This window comes from Microbacterium rhizophilum (genome assembly GCF_039605615.1).
In the GTDB taxonomy this organism is placed as follows: domain Bacteria; phylum Actinomycetota; class Actinomycetes; order Actinomycetales; family Microbacteriaceae; genus Microbacterium; species Microbacterium rhizophilus.
Genome location: NZ_JBCNUN010000007.1, coordinates 68,839 through 86,769 on the forward strand (window position 1 = coordinate 68,839; position 17,931 = coordinate 86,769).

The window sequence follows — 17,931 nt, forward strand, 5'->3', positions numbered from 1 at the left end:
GTGAGGTAAGGCAACCCTCAAAAGGAGCGTAGACTGTCGGCATCATGTCGACCGTCGATGAGCGCACCCAGAGCGTCCGCACCGCGCACAGCGCGTCCGCGTGCCGTGCCGCGCGTCACACGCGCGTGCAGCACCTCGTGACCGCCGACGAGCAGTCGCTCGTGGATCTCGAGCTGCTCCTCGCGACGCTGCCGATCTGCTCGACCGGCCGAGTGTTCGTCGAAGTGCCCGACGCGCGCTGGGTGTCCGACCTCGCCGCCCCGCCCCGCATGGTCGTCACGTGGCTGGACCGCTCGGCCCGCACCGGCGACCCCGGCACCGGCCGCTCGTGCGCCGCGGGTGCCGCGCTGACGCGTGCCGTGACCGCCTGGGCCGACGAGATGATGTGCAGCGAGGACGACCAGACGCGCATCGATCTGCTCGGCGGCTACCTCGGCACGGCCGACATCGCCGATCACCTCACGGACCGCCTGGGCGTCGCGCCCGAGCGCATCCACGCCCCCGAGCGCTTCGGCCTGTTCGGCTGAAGCATCTCGCGCGCTTCTCGCACGCACGCTTCCGGCGGCTGCGGTCAGCGGACGTAGCCGCCGGTGCGCAGGCCCGCGGCGATCTCGAAGCGGTTGCGCAGCGCGTCGCGGCCCGCGAGCAGGTACAGCAGCGGCATCAGGAAGCCGTAGCGGCGCCACTGCGCGCGGTGCACGGCCTCGTGCGCGAGCAGTCGGTCGGTCACCGCGGCGTCGCCCGTGAGGAAGCAGCCGCCCACGCACACCCCGCCGCGCGGGAACGCCCATGAGGGCAGCCCCCGGAACACCCACAGGCCCGCGCGCCGCTCGACGGCGCCGGTGCTCCACAGCGATCCCCACACCCAGCCCACCGCCGTGCCCCACGCGTAGCCGAGGAGGCTGGCGGGGGAGTCGAGCAGGAACCCGGGGATGAGCCGGTCGATCCGGTCGCCGACGCGCAGCGCGCGCTCCGCCCGCCTCCGGATCGTCGTCGGCAGCGCCGCGAGGGCCGCGTGCGGGTGGCGCGCCGCGAGATCCGCCGTCACGCGAGCGCCCCGATGACGCGCAGGATCGCGCCGAGGTCCTCGACCGCCGCGCCCGGCGTCTGCGGCGTGAAACCCGCGACCGTGGCGCCCGCGAGGGGCAGCCGGGCGCGCACGGCGGCGATCGCCGCGACCAGCGCGGCGGGCGTGACGCCGAAGGGCTCGGGCGAGGAGACGCCGGTGATCTCGGCGGGGTCGAGAACGTCGAGGTCGACGTGGATGTACACGCGGCTCGCGCCCGTCGCCGCGACCGCGTCGGCGAGCGCCTCGGGGTCGGCCAGGTCGGACGGCGTGAGCGAGGTCAGATCGGAGTCGGCCAGCAGCTCGTCCTCCTCGGGATCGAGCATCCGCACGCCGGCGAGCACCACCTGGCGGGGCGCGACGGCGCCGCCGCTCGGCACCAGCTCTGCGGCGCCGTCGCCCAGCACCGCGCGCAGGGCCATGCCGGCGTACGCGCCGCTGGGGGACGTGTCGGGCGTGTGCAGATCGGCGTGCGCGTCGAACCACACCACGGCGAGCGGCCCCTCCCCCCGCGCCACCGCGTGGCCGATGGCCCCGACCGACACCGAGCAGTCGCCGCCGATCACGATCGCGGGCGTCGGCACGTCATCCAGGGCCGCGGTGAGCGCGTCGCGCGTGCGGATGAGGGCGCTCGCGCGCAGCACGCCGGTGCCGAGGGGCTCTCCCGCCTCGAGCGGCACCTCCACGAACGTGCAGGCCGAGCGAGGCAGGTCGCCCGCGATCGCCTCCGCGCCGTCGATGTGCGCCATCGCGCGCGACGACGGCGACCCCTGCCACTGCGGCACCACGACGAACCGAGCCATGGGGATCTCCTTTTCTTCGTCTCGCACGCTGCGGGGCCGCAGGCGGCGCCCTGGCGAGCGAGGACGCTGTCGCTTCGCTCCATCGCCGGCGGCGCTTCGCGCCGCGGGCCCCATCCGGGGCACGCTCGCTTCGCTCGCACGGGGGTCGAGCTCACGGACGTGCACGTCACGAGCCCGGCCCCCGTGCCCGAGCGGATGGCGCGGGCGTGAGCGAGCTAACTGCCGAGCTGGCCCTGGGGCTGGCCGCCGGACTTGAGCTCGGCCAGGCGGGCCTCGACCTCGGTGAGCTCGCCGAGGTCGTCGAGGCTCTCGAACTGGGCGTCGAGGCTCGATGCGGCGAGCTCCTGCTGGCCCGCGGCGCGCGCCTCGACGCGGCGCACCTTGTCCTCGAAGCGGCCGAGCTCGCTGGTCGGGTCGAGCACGTCGATCGACTTCACGGCGTCGACGACCTTCGACTGCGCCTCCGCCGTCTTCTGGCGGGCCAGCAGCTCGCTGCGCTTGGCGCGCAGCTGCTCGAGCTTGCCCTTCATGCCGTTCAGGCCGGCCTTGAGCTTCTCGACGACCTCGTTCTGGGCGGCGAGCTGCGGGGCCGTGGTCCTGACCTCGTTCTCGGCCGAGATCTGCCGCTGCAGCGCGACCTTGGCGAGGTTGTCGAACTTGTCGGCGTCGACGGTGTCGCCCGAGGCGCGCAGCTCGTCGGCCTTGCGGCTCGCGGCGAGCGCCTTGTTGCCCCACTCGGTCGCGGCCTGCTTGTCCTCGGCGTGGTCCCGCTCGAGCAGGCGCAGGTTGCCGATGGTCTCGGCGATCGCGGCCTCCGCGTCGGCGATGTTGTTGGTGTAGTCGCGCACCAGCTGGTCGAGCATCTTCTCCGGGTCCTCGGCCTGGTCGAGGAGGGCGTTGATGTTCGCCTTCATGAGCGTCGAGATGCGCCCGAAGATGGACTGCTTTGCCATGATGTGCCTTTCGTCTGGCGTGGGTTCTGCGTTGGACAATGGGCTCAGGGTGAGTCTAGGAGCGGCGCCCCCGCGGGGGAGAGGCGAGCGAGGTCAGAACCGGCCTCCGCCCCGGCGTCCGCTGCGGCCGCCGCCGAAGCCGCCGCCGCGCGAGGCGCGCCCGCCCCCGCCGCCGAGCATGCCGCCGAGACCGCCGCCGACGCTTCCGCCCCAGCCGCTCGATCCGGAGCGCGAGGATCCGCCGCTCAGGCCTCCGCTGATCAGGCCGCCGATGAGTCCGCCCACGAGCCCGTCGACCATGCCGCCGCCGCGACCGCCGCCCAGCATGCCGCCGAGGCCGCCGCCCATGCCGCCGCCCCAGTCGGCCGACTGGACGTCGGCCTGCGCGAGCCGGCTCGCCTCGGTCGCGAGCTGCAGCGAGCGCTGGGCACGCTGCAGCGCCTGGGCGGGGTCCGCCGCCTGCAGCGCCTCGGCGCGCGCGAGCTCGGCGCCCGCCTCCGCGAGGCGCGTGCGCGCGTCGGCGCCGACGACCCCGCGGCGCGAGGCGATGAACTCCTCGGCGCCCGTCACCTGGCTGCGGGCCTGCAGCAGCGTCTGCCCCAGCATCTGCTGCGCGCGCTGCGCGCTGCCCACGACGCCGTCGATCTGCGCGTTCGCCTGCTGCAGCGCCTCGAGCAGCCCCTGCGGGCTGCGGGCCTCGCCCGACAGGTTCTGCCGCGCCAGCGCGACGGCCTGCTCGGTCGCGGCGACCGCCGCGGCGACGTCGCCCGTCGCGGGCAGCGTGCGCGCGCGGGCGAGATCCTGCTCCAGGTCGGCGACGAGCGCCGCCGCCTGCTGCTCAGCCGCCGCGAGCGTCGCGCCGAGATCCGTCGCGGCCTTCTCTAGCGCACCGGCCTGCGCGACCGCCTGCTCGGCGCCGCGGATCGACACGGCCGCCTCGCCGCCGTCCCCCGCGTCGATCTGCTGCTGCGCGCGGGCGAGCTGCTCGTCCGCGAACGCGAGCCGCGCCTCGACCTGCGACGCGTTGTCCGCCACGGTGGCGAGCGCCCCGGGGGCGTACCGTCCCTGCAGCTGCGCGAGCGCCTCGGCCGTGCGCGGGGCCGCGCCCTCGGCGGCCGCGCGCCGGCGCTGCGCCTCGGCCAGCGCGGCGGGGGCGTCCTGCTCGATGCGGCGCAGCTCGGCGAAGGCCGCCTGCTTGTCGGCGAGCGCGGTCGACGCCGCCTCGCACAGCCGGATGATCTCGGCGTTCCAGGCGCGGACCTCCTGCTCGGTGTCCTTCTCGCCGTCGTCCAGGCGCTGCTTGAGCTCGAAGGCCTGCGCGAGGCTCGCCTTCGCGTCCTGCAGCGTCCTCTCGAACTCGCCCGTCGCCTCCGTCCCGAACTGCGCGACCGCGAAGCCGAGCTCCTGCTCGCTCGCGCGCACCGCGTCGTCCGTCGCGACGAGGGCCGAGGATGCCCGCTGCGCGAGCTCCGCTGCGGTCGGGCCGGCCTCGGCCGTGCCCGCCGTCGAGCCACGGCGCCGGCGGGTGAGCGCCCAGGCCGTGCCGCCGATCGCCGCGACGCCCAGGCCGCCGATCACCCACGGCATGGCCGAGCCGCCGGCGCCCGCTCCGGATCCGCCGAAGCCGGCCGTCGCCGCGTCGATCGCGCCCGCCCAGTCGTCCCGACCGAGCGCGTCGCCGACGTCGCCCTCGATCGCGACGAGCCGGTCCTCCGGGACCGACCCGCCCTCCGGCGAGGAGATGGAGAACTGCCGGCCCTCGGTCGCGACCGCGAGCAGGTACTGGTCTTGGCCGAGCCCGTTCAGGATCGCCGTGTCATCCGCCCACGCGACGCGATCCGTCGGGTTCTCGAAGTCCGCGACGAACACGACCCACAGGTCGAGGTCGGCGTCGGCGGAGAGCTGCGCGAGCCGCTGCTGCGCGCTCGCCTCCTCCGCATCGCTCAGCACGTCGGAGCCGTCGTGCACGAATCGGCTGCCGAGCGTCACGGGCTCCTCGGCCGAGGCCGGCAGGGCCGCGAGCATCGATGCCGCGACGAGCCCCAGGGCCGCGAGCCCCCGCAACGCCGTCGTTCCCCGCGCTCGCATCGCGCCTCCCCTCCCGACCGCCTCCCGGTCGGAGCCGGTGGTGGTCGGTCACGATCCTATGCACCGCGCGGCATGCGCAGAAGGGCGCGGATGTTCGCCTCCCGCGGACAGATCGGAACGCGCGTCGCGCGGCGGCCGGGCGCGGCGGGGAACGTAGGCTGGGGCGTCGCCGGCACCACAGGAGGACGCCCATGGACGATCGCTACGGCACGGACGTGCTCGCATCCGGATGGCGCGAGCGCGGCGCGACTCACGTCGCGAAGGTGCCCGCCGAGATCGACCTCGTGGTCGAGGTCGCGGGGGACGGATTCTGCGGCGCCATCACCCGCCGCGAGGCCGGCACGGTCGAACTCGAGGACTACAGGGGGCGCCGCCGGATCTTCCCGCTCGGGCGGGGGTTCCTGATCGACGGCGAGCCGGTCGAGCTGGTGGTGCCGCAGGCGCCGCCCCGGGGACGCCGGCGCACGGCGTCCGGGTCCTTCGTCGCCGAGGACCGGCGCGCCCGCGTCGCGCTGCCGCACCGGATCCTGGTCGAGGGCAAGCACGACGCCGAGCTCGTCGAGAAGGTGTGGGGCGCCGACCTCCGCGTCGAGGGCGTGGCGGTGGAGTTCCTGGAGGGCGTCGACCGGCTGGCCGAGCTGCTGCGCGACGAGCCTCCCGGACCGGATCGCCGGTACGGCGTGCTGGTCGATCACCTCGTGCCCGGCTCGAAGGAGCAGCGGATCACCCAGCAGATCGAGCGGGGCCCGCACGGGCGGCACCTGCTGATCGTGGGGCATCCGTTCATCGACGTCTGGCAGTGCGTCAGGCCCTCCGCGGTGGGCATCCCCGCGTGGCCGACGGTGCCCAAGGGCGAGGAGTGGAAGAAGGGCGTGTGCCGCCGCCTCGGCTGGCCGCACACCGAGCAGGCCGACACCGCCCGCGCGTGGCAGCACATCCTGTCGAAGGTCACGACCTTCCGCGATATCGAGCCGACCCTGCTCGGCCGCGTCGAGGAGCTGATCGACTTCGTCACGTCGCCGTAGCGCGGCCGCCATCCGGTTCGGTGTGACGGGGCGGCGGGGCGGATGCGCGCGTGTCGGCCGCAGGGCACGACGTCCGCACCGCGGACCCGACGGATCGCACGGGCGGGGCGACGGGCGCCGCCTACGCTTGGGGGATGCCCGAAGAACAGCCTGAGCACGAGCCGACCTACCGCACGAAGCCGGTGTCGTTCGTGCGGCGGAGCGGGCGGATGTCCGAGGCGCAGGAGCGCGCGTGGAGCGAGCTGTCGCCGTTCTACGCGTTCGACGTGCCGCGCGATGTCGCCTCGACATCTGTGCACCCGGGCGCCCGGCTCGTGCCCGCGGACGTGTACGGCCGCGAGGCGCCGCTGACCGTGGAGATCGGATCGGGGCAGGGGCACGCGATAGTCGCCGCGGCGTCCGCGCATCCGGATCGCGACTTCCTCGCGGTCGAGGTCTTCCGCGCCGGGCTCGCCCGCACCATGCTCGACGCGGATCGCGCGGGCGTGCGGAACCTGCGGCTGGTCGAGGCGAACGCGCCCGAGGTGCTCGAGACGCTGCTGCCCGAGGGATCCGCCGACGAGGTGTGGGTGTTCTTCCCGGACCCGTGGCACAAGAGCCGCCACAACAAGCGCCGCCTGGTCAAGGAGGGCTTCGGCGCGATCGCCGGCCGCGCGCTGCGCGACGGTGCGGACGAGGGCGGCGGCCTGCTGCGGCTCGCGACCGACTGGGAGGACTACGCGCTGCAGATGCGCGAGGTGCTCGACGCCGAGCCCGAGTTCGAGCGGGCCTTCGACGGCGACTGGGCGCCGCGCTTCGACGGCCGCGTCATGACGGCGTTCGAGCGCAAGGGCCTGAACAAGGGGCGCGACATCCGCGACCTGACCTACCGGCGCGTGACGCGCGGCTGACATGGACCCGCACGCGACGGACCGGCCGAGCCGGATCGATCCGGTCGTCCTGTCCGGGGCGCTGCCGGTGTGCCTGTCGGCTCCCGCGTTCTTCGTGCTGGAGCTCTGGTGGCTGGGCGCGATCCTGCTCGCCGCCGGTCTCGCGGTCGCGGTCGTCGCGGATCGGCGGGATCCGGATGGGCTCCGGCGCGAGACCGGGCTCACGCGCGACCTGTCGCTGATCGCGCTCGGGCTGCTGCTGATCAGCTCGATGTCGCTCGAGGCGCGACTCGACAACTGGTCGATGGTGCGGTTCGGCCTCGTGCTCGGGGGCGCGGTCGCGGTGCCGTACGTGATCTCGCGCTTCGTCTTCCGCGACCACGCGGTGCGGTTCCCGTGGCGGGGCGGGGGGCGGTGGGGACGGCTGCAGTGGGGCTGGCTCGCGGCCGTGCTGGCGCTCGGCTGGCTGATCCTGCCGTTCTACTTCATCTCGAGCGGCGTCTACCTGAACTGGCCGGTCGTCGACACGCCGGATCTGATCGCGCGGCTGTTCGTCGGCGTCGGCGCGGTCGGCATCTGGGACGAGCTGTTCTTCATCTGCACGGTCTTCGCGCTGCTGCGCCGGCATCTGCCGGATCTGGCCGCCAATCCGCTGCAGGCGATCGTGTTCGTGTCGTTCCTGTGGGAGCTCGGATACCGCGCGTGGGGGCCCATCCTGACGATCCCGTTCGCGCTGCTGCAGGGCCTGATCTTCCTGCGCACGCGCTCGCTGGCGTACGTCGTGACGGTGCACCTGCTGTTCGACGCGGTGGTGTTCGCGGTGCTCGTGCACGGACACAACCCCGGCCTGCTCGACGGGCTGTTCCTGGTCTGAGCCCTGCTTGACTGGGGCGATGAGCTTCACACCGCCGCCCGCTCACCTGACCCGCCCCGATCTGCGGGGCCGCTTCGGGATGGCGGCCTCGACGCACTGGCTCGCGAGCGCCAGTGCGCAGGCGGTGCTCGAACGGGGCGGCAACGCGTTCGACGCGGCGGTCGCCGGGGCCTTCGTGCTGCACGTGGTGGAGCCGCACCTGAACGGGCCGGGCGGCGACCTGACCGCCGTGTTCGCGACGGCGCAGGATCCGACCCCGGTCGTCCTGATGGGACAGGGACCCGCGCCGCAGGGGGCGACCATCGCGCGCCTCCGCGCCGAGGGCCTCGACCTCGTGCCGGGTGCCGGCGCGCTCGCCGCGGCCGTCCCGGGCGCGGTCGACGCCTGGCTCCTGCTGCTGCGGGACCACGGCACGTGGGCCCTGGGCGACGTCCTCGCGTACGCCATCGACTACGCCCTGGGCGGGCATCCGATCCTGGGCGGCGTCCGCCGGACGATCGCGCAGGTCGAGGACCTGTTCCGGGACCACTGGCCCACGTCGGCGGAACGCTGGATGCCGGACGGCAGGATCCCCGACGCCGGCGAGATCGTCTTCTCGCGCACCTACGGAGCCCTGCTGCAGGACCTCGCCGCCGCGGGCGCGGGCCCCGACCGCGCGGCGGGCATCGACGCCGCGCGCACGCTGTGGCGCGAGCGCGTCGGCCAGGCGGCCGAGGAGTTCGTGCGCGCGCCGCACCGCCACTCGGACGGCGCCGACCACGCGGGCGTCCTCACGGCCGCCGACGTCGCGGCGTTCGCGGCCTCGTACGAGCCCGCCGTCTCGATCGAGTTCCGCGGGCACACGGTCGCGAAGACCGGACCGTGGGGGCAGGGACCGGTGCTGCTGCAGGCGCTGCGCATCCTGGACGGCTTCGACGACGCGCACCTGGACCCTTCCACCGAGCTCGGCGCGCACACGATCCTCGAGGCGCTGAAGCTGGCGATGGCGGATCGCGACGCCTGGTACGGCGAGGACGTGGACCCGGATGCGCTCGCGCACCTGCTCTCCGAGGAGTACGCCGCGCAGCGCCGGGCGCTGATCGGCGCCACCGCATCGCGCGAGGTGCGGCCCGGCACGGTCCCCGGCCGGCCCGCGCCGCACCTGCCGATCCTGCGCGAGGAGCACCAGCCGGGCGTCGGCGGCGTGGGGGAGCCGACCGTGCAGGTCGACGGTCTCGAGACCGATGCCGCGGGCGTCACGCGCGGCGACACGTGCCACCTCGACGTCGTCGACCGCTGGGGCAACATCGTGTCGGCGACCCCGTCGGGCGGCTGGCTGCAGTCTTCGCCCGAGATCCCGGCCCTCGGCTTCTGCCTCGGCACGCGCCTGCAGATGTCCTGGCTCGACGACGCGTCGCCGTCGCGCCTGCGCCCGGGCCGCCGGCCCCGCACGACGCTCACTCCCACGCTCGTGCTGCGCGACGGCCATCCGGTCCTGGCGCTCGGATCGCCGGGCGGCGATCAGCAGGACCAGTGGCAGCTGCTGATGCTGCTGCGCGTGCTCGTGGGCGGGTACACGCCGCAGCAGGCGATCGACGCGCCCGCCCTGCACACGACCTCGATGCACGGGTCGTTCTGGCCGCGCACGTGGACGCCCGCCGGGGCGGTGGTCGAGGACCGGCTGGGCGAGGGGGTGATCGCGGCCCTCGAGGCGCGCGGACACGCGGTGACGCGGGCCGGGGCATGGGCGCTCGGGCGACTGTCCGCCGTGACGCGCGATCCCGCGACGGGGCTGCTCGCAGCCGCCGCCAATCCCCGCGGCGCGCAGGGCTACGCGGTCGGGCGCTGATCGCATATTCCATGTCCGTCCCGGAGTCAAGCCTTCGGGGCAAAATCGCCGCGCGCGGCATCCTTGTCTCATGACATCAGCGAGCATCTGCGAGGCGGGACCGGGGGCGTTCCCGACCGCAGGTGTGGACGCGGGTCATGCCGCAGGGAGTGGTCTGCTGGGGGATCGCTACAAGCTCGGGGAGCTCGTCGGACAGGGTGGGATGGGACGGGTGTACCGCGCCACCGACGAGCTCCTCGGGCGCACCGTCGCGATCAAGATGTTCCCCGCCGCGGCGACGGATGAGGCGGACCGCGCGCGCCGCGAGTCGGAGACGCGCCTGCTGGCCTCGCTCAGCCACCCCTCGCTCGTGACGCTCTACGACGCGGATACGCTCGAGGACGGGTCCGGCTACCTCGTCATGGAGTACGTCGACGGCGGCACGCTGGCCGACTGGATCGCCCGCGGCCCGATGGCGCCGCACCACGTCGCGCACGTCGCCGCCGACCTGGGCGAGGCGCTGCACGCCGTGCACGCGGGCGGCGTGATCCACCGGGACATCAAGCCGCCCAACGTGCTGCTGCGCTCGTCCTACGGCCGGCCGTTCCGGGCCACGCTCGCCGACTTCGGCATCGCCTACCTGATGGACACCGCCCGGATGACGACGCCCGGCATGGCCGTCGGCACCGCCGCGTACTTCTCGCCCGAGCAGGCGCGCGGCGCGCAGCCCTCGCCCGCCTCGGACATCTACGCGCTCGGCCTGGTGCTCATGGAGGCGCTGACCGGCCGCCGCGCGTTCCCGCAGACCACGCCGATCGAGGCGGCCATCGCGCGACTGCACACGCCGCCCGAGGTTCCCGCGGGCTTCGGCTACGGCTGGCGCTCGCTGCTGACCGCCATGACCGCGCCGGATCCGGCCGCGCGGCCGACCGCGCTGGAGGTCGCCGAGCGCGCCCGCGAGCTGACGACGCCGGATGCCGCGCCGCAGGACGTGCCCACCGAGGCCGCCGTGCCACTCGTCTCGGAGCCGCCCGCCGCGGCGCCGCCGACCCCAGGGCCGATGGTCACCGAGCCGCCGGTCACCGCCGCCGCGCCGGTCGAGGATGCGACGCGGGTCATCCCGGTCGAGCACGCGCTGCGCTCGCGCCGCCGTCGGCGGCACCGTGCGCGCCGCACGCTGATGGGGCGGGCGATCGTGGCCGGCGCCGGAGCCGCGGTCATCGCCGCCGGCATCTGGAGCGGCGTCGCCACGGCGGGTCTCGAGCACGCCGCGACGAGCGGACGCCAGCTGGAGACGCGCATCGTGGATCGCGCGTCCGACACGTCGGAGCCCGCCGCGCCGGCGCCGGCCGCGCCCGCACCGGCCGACGCGGCCGTGCAGCAGGGCGCGACGACCACGGGGACGCAGACGGCCGGGAACCAGGGCGCGTCGCAGAGCCAGGGCGGATCACAGAGCCAAGGCCCGAGCGGCTCGGCGGGAAGGGGCCAGGGCGCCCCCGCCGACGCCGGAGCGGGCGACAAGACCCATGGGAATGGGAACGGGAATGGGAGGTCCGACGTGGGGACGTCGGGCACAGGTCACGGCGCAGGCTGAGAGCGCGCCCCCTCCACTGGGACGGGAGGGGGCTCTGACGCCTCAGGCTCGCTGAGCCGAGAAGGGCCGCACCGATCGGTGCGGCCCTTCTTCCCTGCCCGCCGGTTCGTCCGCCGGCCGCGTGACGCCGCGGCGCCCGGACACGGCGAGAGGGCCGCCCCCTGGGGGACGGCCCTCTCGCGTGGTGCGCCCGAAGGGATTCGAACCCCCGACACCTGGCACCGGAAGCCAGTGCTCTATCCACTGAGCTACGGGCGCATACGGATCGAGGATATCAGCCGGAGGCGGGTGCTCCCGCCGCGGCGCGTCAGGGAAGCGCGGGCGAGGCGGGCTCGGCCGCGCCGTCCTGCGACGCCTCGAGGCTCGTGACCGGATCCGTGATCTTCGACAGCGCCTGCGCGAGGCGGTCGGCCAGGTAGGCGTGGCCCCCGACCGAGGGGTGGTCGCGGCCGAAGTCGCTCGTGTCGATCACGGCCGCGTAGTTCTGCGACGTGATCCAGTCCTCCTGGATCGGCGAGATGTACCACCACTGCCGGTCGGCCGCGAGCGAGGCGAGATCGCGGTCGATGCGGGCCGTCGCCGTCTCGATCGGCAGCACCTGCGGTGCGGGTCCCAGGACCACGACGGGCGTGTCGGGATAGATCGCCGCGAGCGCGTCCCATGCCGCCGTCACAGCCGCGCGATAGCCCGCCTCGGGCTCGCGGCGGTCGTTGATCGAGCCCTGCAGGATGATCAGGTCGTAGTGCGCCGTCGGATCGAGCGCCGCGATGCGGGTGCCGAAGTCGGGACGGTCGACGCCCGGTCGCAGGTAGCCGCTGCCTCGGCCGCCGTCGACGACGGTCCGGCCGCCGATGAGCTCGGCGAGCACATAGGCGTAGCCGCGACGGATCGGCGTGGCCGCGGAGCCGTAGGTCCACGAGTCGCCGAAGACGAGGACGTCCGGATCGGCGGGGAGGCGGATCGCGGGGGGAGTGAGCACGGGCTCGGCGGCGGCCGCCTGATCGACCGGCGCCACGGGCGTCGCCCAAGGGCGAAGCGCCCCCGCCGCCACGGCAGCGAGCACCGCGACGAACACGGTGATGAGCAGGGCGACGGCGGTGCGACTGGGACGTGTCACGGACGCCATGCGAAGTAGGGTAAGCGATCCGGCTGAATGCATGACGACACGTGACGCACATCGTTCCCGAACACCGGTGGAACCGTTCCCATCCGGCCCGTCGAATGGCGCTCCCGCGGGGGCCGTGTGGGCGTGGGAAAGCTGGGCGACCGCCGACACGCCGTGCGCACCCGCCGCCCTAGACTCGAAGGGCCATGAACCCCGATGCCCTCGCCTCCGCCCTGCTCGCCGTCGTCACGCCCATCGCCGCACGACGTCGCCCCGAGGAGGCGCTGGAGCTGACGGCCGCCGACGTCACGCTGGAGCGCCCGAGGAACCGCGACCACGGCGACTGGGCGACGAATCTGGCGATGAAGCTCGCCAAGCGCCTCGGCACGAACCCGCGCGAGCTCGCGCAGGAGTTCGCGGACGGCCTCGCCGCGACCGACGGCGTCGCGAGCGTCGAGGTGGCCGGCCCCGGATTCATCAACATCCGCCTGGAGGCGGGCGCCGCCGGCGCGCTTGCGAAGACGATCGTCGACGCGGGCGACGACTACGGCCGCAACGACTCGCAGGCCGGCAACACGATCAACCTCGAGTTCGTCAGCGCCAACCCGACCGGGCCGCTGCACATCGCGCACACGCGTTGGGCGGCGCTGGGCGACGCGATCGCGCGCCTGCTGGCCTTCAGCGGCGCGACCGTGGCTCGCGAGTACTACATCAATGACGCCGGCGCGCAGATGGAGCGCTTCGGTGCCTCGATCATCGCCTCGCTCAAGGGCGAGGAGAAGCCGGACGGCGGCTACGCCGGCGAGTACATCGACGAGCTGGGCCGCAAGGTGCTCGCCGAGCGCCCGGACATCCTGTCGCTGCCGGCGGACGAGCAGATCGCGCTCGCCCGCGACCTCGCCTACCCGTTGCAGCTCGCCGAGATCCAGGCGTCGCTCGAGTCGTTCAACGTGCGCTTCGACGAGTGGTTCTCGGAGCGCACGCTGCACGAGCCGGGCCGGGACGGTGCGCCGAGCCTGATCGACCAGGCCGTCGACCGCCTGCGCGAGCAGGGCCACGTGTTCGACGAGGACGACGCGATCTGGGTGCGCACGACCGACTTCGGCGACGACAAGGACCGCGTCATCCGCCGCTCGAACGGCGAGTACACGTACTTCGCCGCCGATGCGGCGTACTACCTCAGCAAGAGCGATCGCGGCTGGGCAGACAAGATCTATCTGCTCGGCGCGGACCACCACGGCTATGTGCACCGCCTTAAGGCGCTCGCCGGCGCCGCGGGTGAGGACCCCGAGAAGAACATCGAGGTGCTGATCGGCCAGATGGTGTCGATCAACGGCGCTCGCCTGTCCAAGCGTGCGGGCAACATCATCGAGATGGACGACATCATCGAGTGGGTCGGCACGGATGCGCTGCGCTACTCGCTTGGCCGTTCTCCCGCGGACTCGCCCCTCGACCTCGACCCCGAACTCCTCCAGAAGCGCACGAACGACAACCCGGTCTTCTACGTGCAGTACGCGCACGCCCGCACGCACAACGTCGGCCGCAACGCGATCGACGCGGGCGTGGACCGCTCGGAGTTCGCGCCCGAGCTGCTCACGCACGAGACCGAGGCGGCGCTGCTGGGCGCGCTGCAGGAGTTCCCGCGCGTCGTGGCCTTCGCGGCCGAGGTGCGCGAGCCGCACCGCGTCGCGCGCTACCTCGAGGAGCTCGCGGGCCTGTACCACCGCTGGTACGACAACTGCCGCGTGACGCCGCTCGGCGACGCCCCGGTCGAGCTCGTCCACCGCACGCGCCTGTGGCTGAACGACGCCACGGGCCAGGTGCTGCGCAACGGCCTCGGCCTGCTCGGGGTGACGGCTCCGGAGCGCATGTGACCGACCGCCGGGCGAGACCTGGGGCAGCGACAAGACCGGAGGAGATCCGATGGCCGTGACTGCACCGATACCGACCCCGACCCCGCAGACGCCGGCTCCTCGCCGGCGCCGGCGACGCGGCTGGATCGCGCTGATCGCGATCCTGATCATCGTGGCCGCCGCCGCGGTGGCCGCCGAGTTCATCGCGCGCGCGGTCGTGCGGGATCAGGTGCGCCAGAACGTCGTACAGGCGCTCGGCATGCCCGCGGATCATCCGGTCGACGTCGGCCTGGAGGGGATCGTGCTGGCGCAGCTGGCGGGCGGTGCGCTCGACGTGGTGAGTCTGTCGAGCGACGACGTGCCGATCGGGGACATGACGGCGGACGCGGACGTCGAGCTGACGCGCGTGCCCGTGCGGGACGGCGTCGACGGCGGTCCAGGCACGGGACGGCTGTGGATCGACGCCGCCACGGTGGAGCAGCTCTTCGCGCAGTCGCGGCAGCCGGGCGTGCTGGCCAGCGCGGCGCTGTCGCTCGACGAGCCCGACATCGTGCTGTCGAACGAGTTCCCGGTGCTCGGCGCACAGGTCCCCGTCTCCCTGGCGCTGACCCCGGGCGCCGCGGAAGGCGGCCTGACGTTCACGCCCACGAAGGCTCGGCTCGGCGACGTCGAGCTGGGGCTCGACCAGCTCGCGGCCGTGATCGGGATGCCCCCGGAGCCCGCGACCGTGTGCATCGCGGATCGCCTCCCGGCCGGCCTGTCGCTGGCCGACGTGTCGGTCGTCGGCGACCAGCTCGTCGCCGAGGTGACCCTCGCGGAGGGGATGCTCACGGATCCGGCGCTCCAGCAGCCCGGCACCTGCGGCTGACCCGCCGGATTCCGCCCGCACGGCGGCGGCCCCCGGGCCGGGGCGATCGCGCAATCTGCCAACCTCAGCGGAGGAGATATCCGCAACAGAGGAGATCCGGATCCCGGATCGTCCTCAATCCGGCAGATCTCCTCCGCGGGGGTGGTGGCGTTGGTCATCGTGGGCGGTCACGACGCGTCGGGAGACGCCGCGCGGGTGCCCTAGACTCGGGGGCACCCGCGGCGCGTGAGCATCCCGCGCAGGCGGAATCCCCCATCCCCGAAGGTGATCCGTGCACGACGACGCAACTGCTCCGGAACAGAGCAGGGCCCTCGCGCCCGACTGGCTCGCCGAGCCCGACGACCCGAACGACCTGGCCGCGGGGGTGTGGCCCGCCTCCGCGCACCGCGCCGGCGACGGCGCCCTCGTGATCGCCGGAATCCCCGCGCCCGAGCTGGCGCGCGAGTTCGGCACGCCGGTGCTCGTGCTCGACGAGGACGAGGTGCGCGCCCGCGCCCGCGGCGCGCTCGCCGCATTCGGCGACGCGGCCGCGCGCCACGGCGGCCGGGCGCGCGTCTACTACGCGGGCAAGGCGTTCCTCAGCACCGAGGTCGCGCGCTGGATGATCGACGCGGGGCTGAACGTCGACGTGTGCTCGGCGGGCGAGCTCGCCGTCGCGCTCGCGGCGGATGTGCCGCCCGCGCGCATCGGCTTCCACGGCAACAACAAGCGCGTGTTCGAGCTGGAGCGGGCCGTCGAGGCCGGCATCGGCACGATCATCGTCGACTCCGAGATCGAGATCGAGCGCCTCGCGGCCATCACCGAGCGCCTGGATCGCCGCCAGAGCGTGCTGATCCGCGTCAACAGCGGCGTGCACGCCGAGACCCACAGCTTCCTCGCCACGGCGCACGAGGACCAGAAGTTCGGCTTCACGCTCGAGGCCGCCGAGCGCGCGGCGGAGCGGGTCCACGAGCTGCCGCTCGTGGACCTCGCGGGCCTGCACTGCCACATCGGCTCGCAGATCTTCGGCACGGGCGGATTCCGCGAGTCGGCGTCGCGCGTGCTCGAGCTGCACGCCCGCCTGCTCGAGGCGGGCATCCTGGGCGAGGACCCCGTCCTGAACCTCGGCGGCGGCTTCGGCATCGCGTACACGCGCGCCGACACCCCGACCCCGATCGCGGAGCTCGCGAGCGGCATCGTCGACGCCGTCGCCGACGAGTGCGCCGTGCGCGGCATCGACCTGCCCGTGCTCGCGTTCGAGCCCGGCCGCTCGATCGTCGGCACGCCCGGCGTCACCCTCTACGAGGTGGGCACGACGAAGACCGTGACGGTCGGCGAGGGCGAGCGCCGCTATGTGAGCGTCGACGGCGGCATGAGCGACAACGCCCGCCCCGCGCTGTACGGCGCGCAGTACTCCGCGCGCCTCGCGTCGCGCGAGGGCACCGACGCGCCCGTGCTCAGCCGCGTCGTCGGGCTGCACTGCGAGTCGGGCGACGTCGTGGTCGATCACGAGTACCTGCCGGGCGACGTGACGCCCGGCGACCTGCTCGCCGTGCCGGCGACCGGCGCGTACTGCGCCCCGCTGGCGAGCAACTACAACCACGTTCCGCGCCCGCCCGTCGTGGCGGTCTCGGACGGACGCGCCCGGATCATCGTGCGGGGCGAGCGGATCGAGGATCTGCTCGCGCGCGATGCCGGCATCGATCCGGTGCCCGCCGTGCGCGCCGGCGAGGGAGAAGAATGATCGATCACCGCCGCCTCCGGGTCGCGCTGCTGGGCGCCGGATCCGTCGGGTCGCAGGTCGCGAACCTGCTGCTGTCGCAGGCGTCCGAGCTCGCCGAGCGCACCGGCGCCGACCTGGAGCTGGCCGGCATCGCGGTGCGCGACGTCGACGCGCCGCGCGACGTCGACCTGCCGCGCGAGCTGCTGACGACGGACGCCGAGGGCCTCATCGTGGGCGCGGACATCGTGATCGAGCTGATGGGCGGCATCGAGCCGGCCCGCACGCACATCCTCGCGGCGCTGAACTCCGGCGCCGACGTCGTGACCGGCAACAAGGCGCTGCTCGCCACGCACGGCGCCGAGATCTTCGACGCGGCGGATCAGCTCGGCGCGTCCGTCTCGTACGAGGCGGCCGTGGCAGGCGCGATCCCGATCATCCGGCCGCTCAAGGACTCGCTCGCGGGCGACCGGATCCGGCGGATCTTCGGCATCGTCAACGGATCGACCAACTTCATCCTCGACAAGATGGATCGCGAGGGCCTGTCCGCCGACGAGGCGCAGCGGATCGCGACCGAGCTCGGCTACCTCGAGGCCGACCCGACTCTCGACCTCGAGGGCCACGACGCCGCGCAGAAGGCCGCGATCCTCGCGAGCCTCGCGTTCCACACGCACGTGTCGCTGGCCGACGTGCACCGCGAGGGCATCGAGAACGTCACGGCGGACATGATCGACGGCGCGCGCCGCGCGGGCTTCACGATCAAGCTGCTCGCGGTGTGCGAGCGACTCGAGGAGGACGGCGCCGAGTCGATCTCGGTGCGGGTGTACCCCGCGCTGATCAGCCGCGAGCACCCGCTCGCCAGCGTGCACGGCGGCAACAACGCCGTGTTCGTCGAGGCGGCCGCCGCGGGCGACCTGATGTTCTACGGTGCGGGCGCCGGCGGGCTGCAGACCGCGTCGGCCGTCATGGGCGACGTCGTCTCGGCCGCCCGCCGCCACATCGCGGGCGGCGTCGGCGTGGGCGAGGCACCCCGCCAGAGCCTGCCGACCGCGCCGATCGGCCGCATCTTCACGCGCTACCAGGTCACGCTCGAGGTCGCCGACGAGCCGGGCGTGCTCGCGCGCGTCGCGAACATCGTGAGCGAAGGCGGCGTCTCGGTCGCGACGGTCGAGCAGGCGCCGTCGAGCGACGCCGAGGGGCGCGCGCACATCGTGATCGGCACCCACCGCGCGCGCGAGCAGGCGCTGAGCGACACGGTCGCGCGCCTCGCCGCGAGCGACGTCGTCGAGCGCGTGGTGTCCGTGCTGCGCGTGGAAGGGGAGTGACG

General features: G+C 74.0%; 15 protein-coding genes and 1 tRNA gene. 10 read left to right on the forward strand and 6 right to left on the reverse strand.

What is annotated here, in order from left to right; all coding sequences use genetic code 11:
* The first annotated feature begins 44 nt into the window (after positions 1-44).
* Complete coding sequence (locus AAD528_RS12220) at positions 45-527, forward strand: SIP domain-containing protein (RefSeq protein ID WP_345752356.1); 483 nt, start codon at positions 45-47, stop codon at positions 525-527.
* A gap of 44 nt (positions 528-571) precedes the next feature.
* On the opposite strand, the gene AAD528_RS12225 is transcribed toward AAD528_RS12220, so the two are convergent.
* The 4 genes from AAD528_RS12225 to AAD528_RS12240 form a co-directional block, all read right to left on the reverse strand.
* Entirely contained in the window at positions 572-964 is a 393-nt protein-coding gene (locus tag AAD528_RS12225; RefSeq protein WP_345752456.1) for a Fe-S oxidoreductase, read from the reverse strand.
* A gap of 80 nt (positions 965-1,044) precedes the next feature.
* Positions 1,045-1,869 (reverse strand): arginase family protein, encoded by an 825-nt coding sequence (locus AAD528_RS12230; protein ID WP_345752357.1) that lies wholly within the window; start codon positions 1,867-1,869, stop codon positions 1,045-1,047.
* Between the two features lie 215 nt (positions 1,870-2,084).
* Positions 2,085-2,822 (reverse strand): PspA/IM30 family protein, encoded by a 738-nt coding sequence (locus tag AAD528_RS12235; RefSeq protein WP_345752358.1) that lies wholly within the window; start codon positions 2,820-2,822, stop codon positions 2,085-2,087.
* Between the two features lie 93 nt (positions 2,823-2,915).
* The gene (locus AAD528_RS12240; protein ID WP_345752359.1) at positions 2,916-4,910 is read right to left on the reverse strand and encodes a TPM domain-containing protein; all 1,995 of its coding nucleotides are present in this window, start codon (positions 4,908-4,910) and stop codon (positions 2,916-2,918) included.
* A gap of 191 nt (positions 4,911-5,101) precedes the next feature.
* Here AAD528_RS12240 and AAD528_RS12245 point away from each other — a divergent pair, with 191 nt between their 5' ends.
* The 5 genes from AAD528_RS12245 (at position 5,102) to AAD528_RS12265 (ending at position 11,079) form a co-directional block, all read left to right on the forward strand.
* Positions 5,102-5,935 (forward strand): DUF3097 domain-containing protein, encoded by an 834-nt coding sequence (locus AAD528_RS12245; protein WP_345752360.1) that lies wholly within the window; start codon positions 5,102-5,104, stop codon positions 5,933-5,935.
* Between the two features lie 134 nt (positions 5,936-6,069).
* A complete protein-coding gene (trmB, locus tag AAD528_RS12250; protein ID WP_345752361.1) occupies positions 6,070-6,825 on the forward strand; it encodes a tRNA (guanosine(46)-N7)-methyltransferase TrmB in 756 nt (251 codons plus the stop codon).
* 1 nt (position 6,826) lies between these two features.
* On the forward strand, positions 6,827-7,678 hold the full coding sequence (locus AAD528_RS12255; RefSeq protein WP_345752362.1) for a CPBP family intramembrane glutamic endopeptidase: 852 nt from the start codon (positions 6,827-6,829) through the stop codon (positions 7,676-7,678).
* Between the two features lie 19 nt (positions 7,679-7,697).
* On the forward strand, positions 7,698-9,506 hold the full coding sequence (locus tag AAD528_RS12260) for a gamma-glutamyltransferase family protein (protein WP_345752363.1): 1,809 nt from the start codon (positions 7,698-7,700) through the stop codon (positions 9,504-9,506).
* Positions 9,507-9,576: 70 nt separating this feature from the next.
* Positions 9,577-11,079, forward strand: a complete 1,503-nt coding sequence (locus tag AAD528_RS12265; protein WP_345752364.1) for a serine/threonine-protein kinase — start codon at positions 9,577-9,579, stop codon at positions 11,077-11,079.
* A 182-nt stretch (positions 11,080-11,261) separates the two neighbouring features.
* Here AAD528_RS12265 and AAD528_RS12270 read toward each other — a convergent pair.
* Together AAD528_RS12270 and AAD528_RS12275 are read right to left on the reverse strand one after the other, a co-directional pair.
* A tRNA-Arg gene (locus AAD528_RS12270) sits at positions 11,262-11,337 on the reverse strand.
* 49 nt (positions 11,338-11,386) lie between these two features.
* Positions 11,387-12,205, reverse strand: a complete 819-nt coding sequence (locus AAD528_RS12275; RefSeq protein WP_375339617.1) for an SGNH/GDSL hydrolase family protein — start codon at positions 12,203-12,205, stop codon at positions 11,387-11,389.
* Between the two features lie 185 nt (positions 12,206-12,390).
* Here AAD528_RS12275 and argS point away from each other — a divergent pair, with 185 nt between their 5' ends.
* From argS to AAD528_RS12295, 4 genes are all read left to right on the forward strand, one after another.
* Complete coding sequence (gene argS, locus AAD528_RS12280) at positions 12,391-14,058, forward strand: arginine--tRNA ligase (protein ID WP_345752366.1); 1,668 nt, start codon at positions 12,391-12,393, stop codon at positions 14,056-14,058.
* A 49-nt stretch (positions 14,059-14,107) separates the two neighbouring features.
* Positions 14,108-14,905 carry an LmeA family phospholipid-binding protein gene (locus tag AAD528_RS12285; protein ID WP_345752367.1) on the forward strand — a complete coding sequence of 266 codons (798 nt, stop codon included), beginning with the start codon at positions 14,108-14,110 and terminating at the stop codon, positions 14,903-14,905.
* 271 nt (positions 14,906-15,176) lie between these two features.
* A complete protein-coding gene (lysA, locus tag AAD528_RS12290; protein ID WP_345752368.1) occupies positions 15,177-16,628 on the forward strand; it encodes a diaminopimelate decarboxylase in 1,452 nt (483 codons plus the stop codon).
* Positions 16,625-17,929, forward strand: a complete 1,305-nt coding sequence (locus AAD528_RS12295; RefSeq protein WP_345752369.1) for a homoserine dehydrogenase — start codon at positions 16,625-16,627, stop codon at positions 17,927-17,929. The genes lysA and AAD528_RS12295 overlap by 4 nt, the downstream gene beginning before the upstream one ends.
* Positions 17,930-17,931 lie beyond the last annotated feature (2 nt).

Bases quoted from the DNA above. Each gene is read 5' to 3' on its own strand.
- AAD528_RS12275 (WP_375339617.1), bottom strand. From the start codon at position 12,205: ATGGCGTCCGTGACACGTCCCAGTCGCACCGCCGTCGCCCTGCTCATC.
- AAD528_RS12220 (WP_345752356.1), top strand. From the start codon at position 45: ATGTCGACCGTCGATGAGCGCACCCAGAGCGTCCGCACCGCGCACAGC.
- AAD528_RS12285 (WP_345752367.1), top strand. From the start codon at position 14,108: ATGGCCGTGACTGCACCGATACCGACCCCGACCCCGCAGACGCCGGCT.
- AAD528_RS12265 (WP_345752364.1), top strand. From the start codon at position 9,577: ATGACATCAGCGAGCATCTGCGAGGCGGGACCGGGGGCGTTCCCGACC.
- AAD528_RS12230 (WP_345752357.1), bottom strand. From the start codon at position 1,869: ATGGCTCGGTTCGTCGTGGTGCCGCAGTGGCAGGGGTCGCCGTCGTCG.
- AAD528_RS12295 (WP_345752369.1), top strand. From the start codon at position 16,625: ATGATCGATCACCGCCGCCTCCGGGTCGCGCTGCTGGGCGCCGGATCC.
- trmB (WP_345752361.1), top strand. From the start codon at position 6,070: ATGCCCGAAGAACAGCCTGAGCACGAGCCGACCTACCGCACGAAGCCG.
- AAD528_RS12235 (WP_345752358.1), bottom strand. From the start codon at position 2,822: ATGGCAAAGCAGTCCATCTTCGGGCGCATCTCGACGCTCATGAAGGCG.
- AAD528_RS12260 (WP_345752363.1), top strand. From the start codon at position 7,698: ATGAGCTTCACACCGCCGCCCGCTCACCTGACCCGCCCCGATCTGCGG.
- AAD528_RS12255 (WP_345752362.1), top strand. From the start codon at position 6,827: ATGGACCCGCACGCGACGGACCGGCCGAGCCGGATCGATCCGGTCGTC.
- AAD528_RS12240 (WP_345752359.1), bottom strand. From the start codon at position 4,910: ATGCGAGCGCGGGGAACGACGGCGTTGCGGGGGCTCGCGGCCCTGGGG.
- argS (WP_345752366.1), top strand. From the start codon at position 12,391: ATGAACCCCGATGCCCTCGCCTCCGCCCTGCTCGCCGTCGTCACGCCC.
- AAD528_RS12245 (WP_345752360.1), top strand. From the start codon at position 5,102: ATGGACGATCGCTACGGCACGGACGTGCTCGCATCCGGATGGCGCGAG.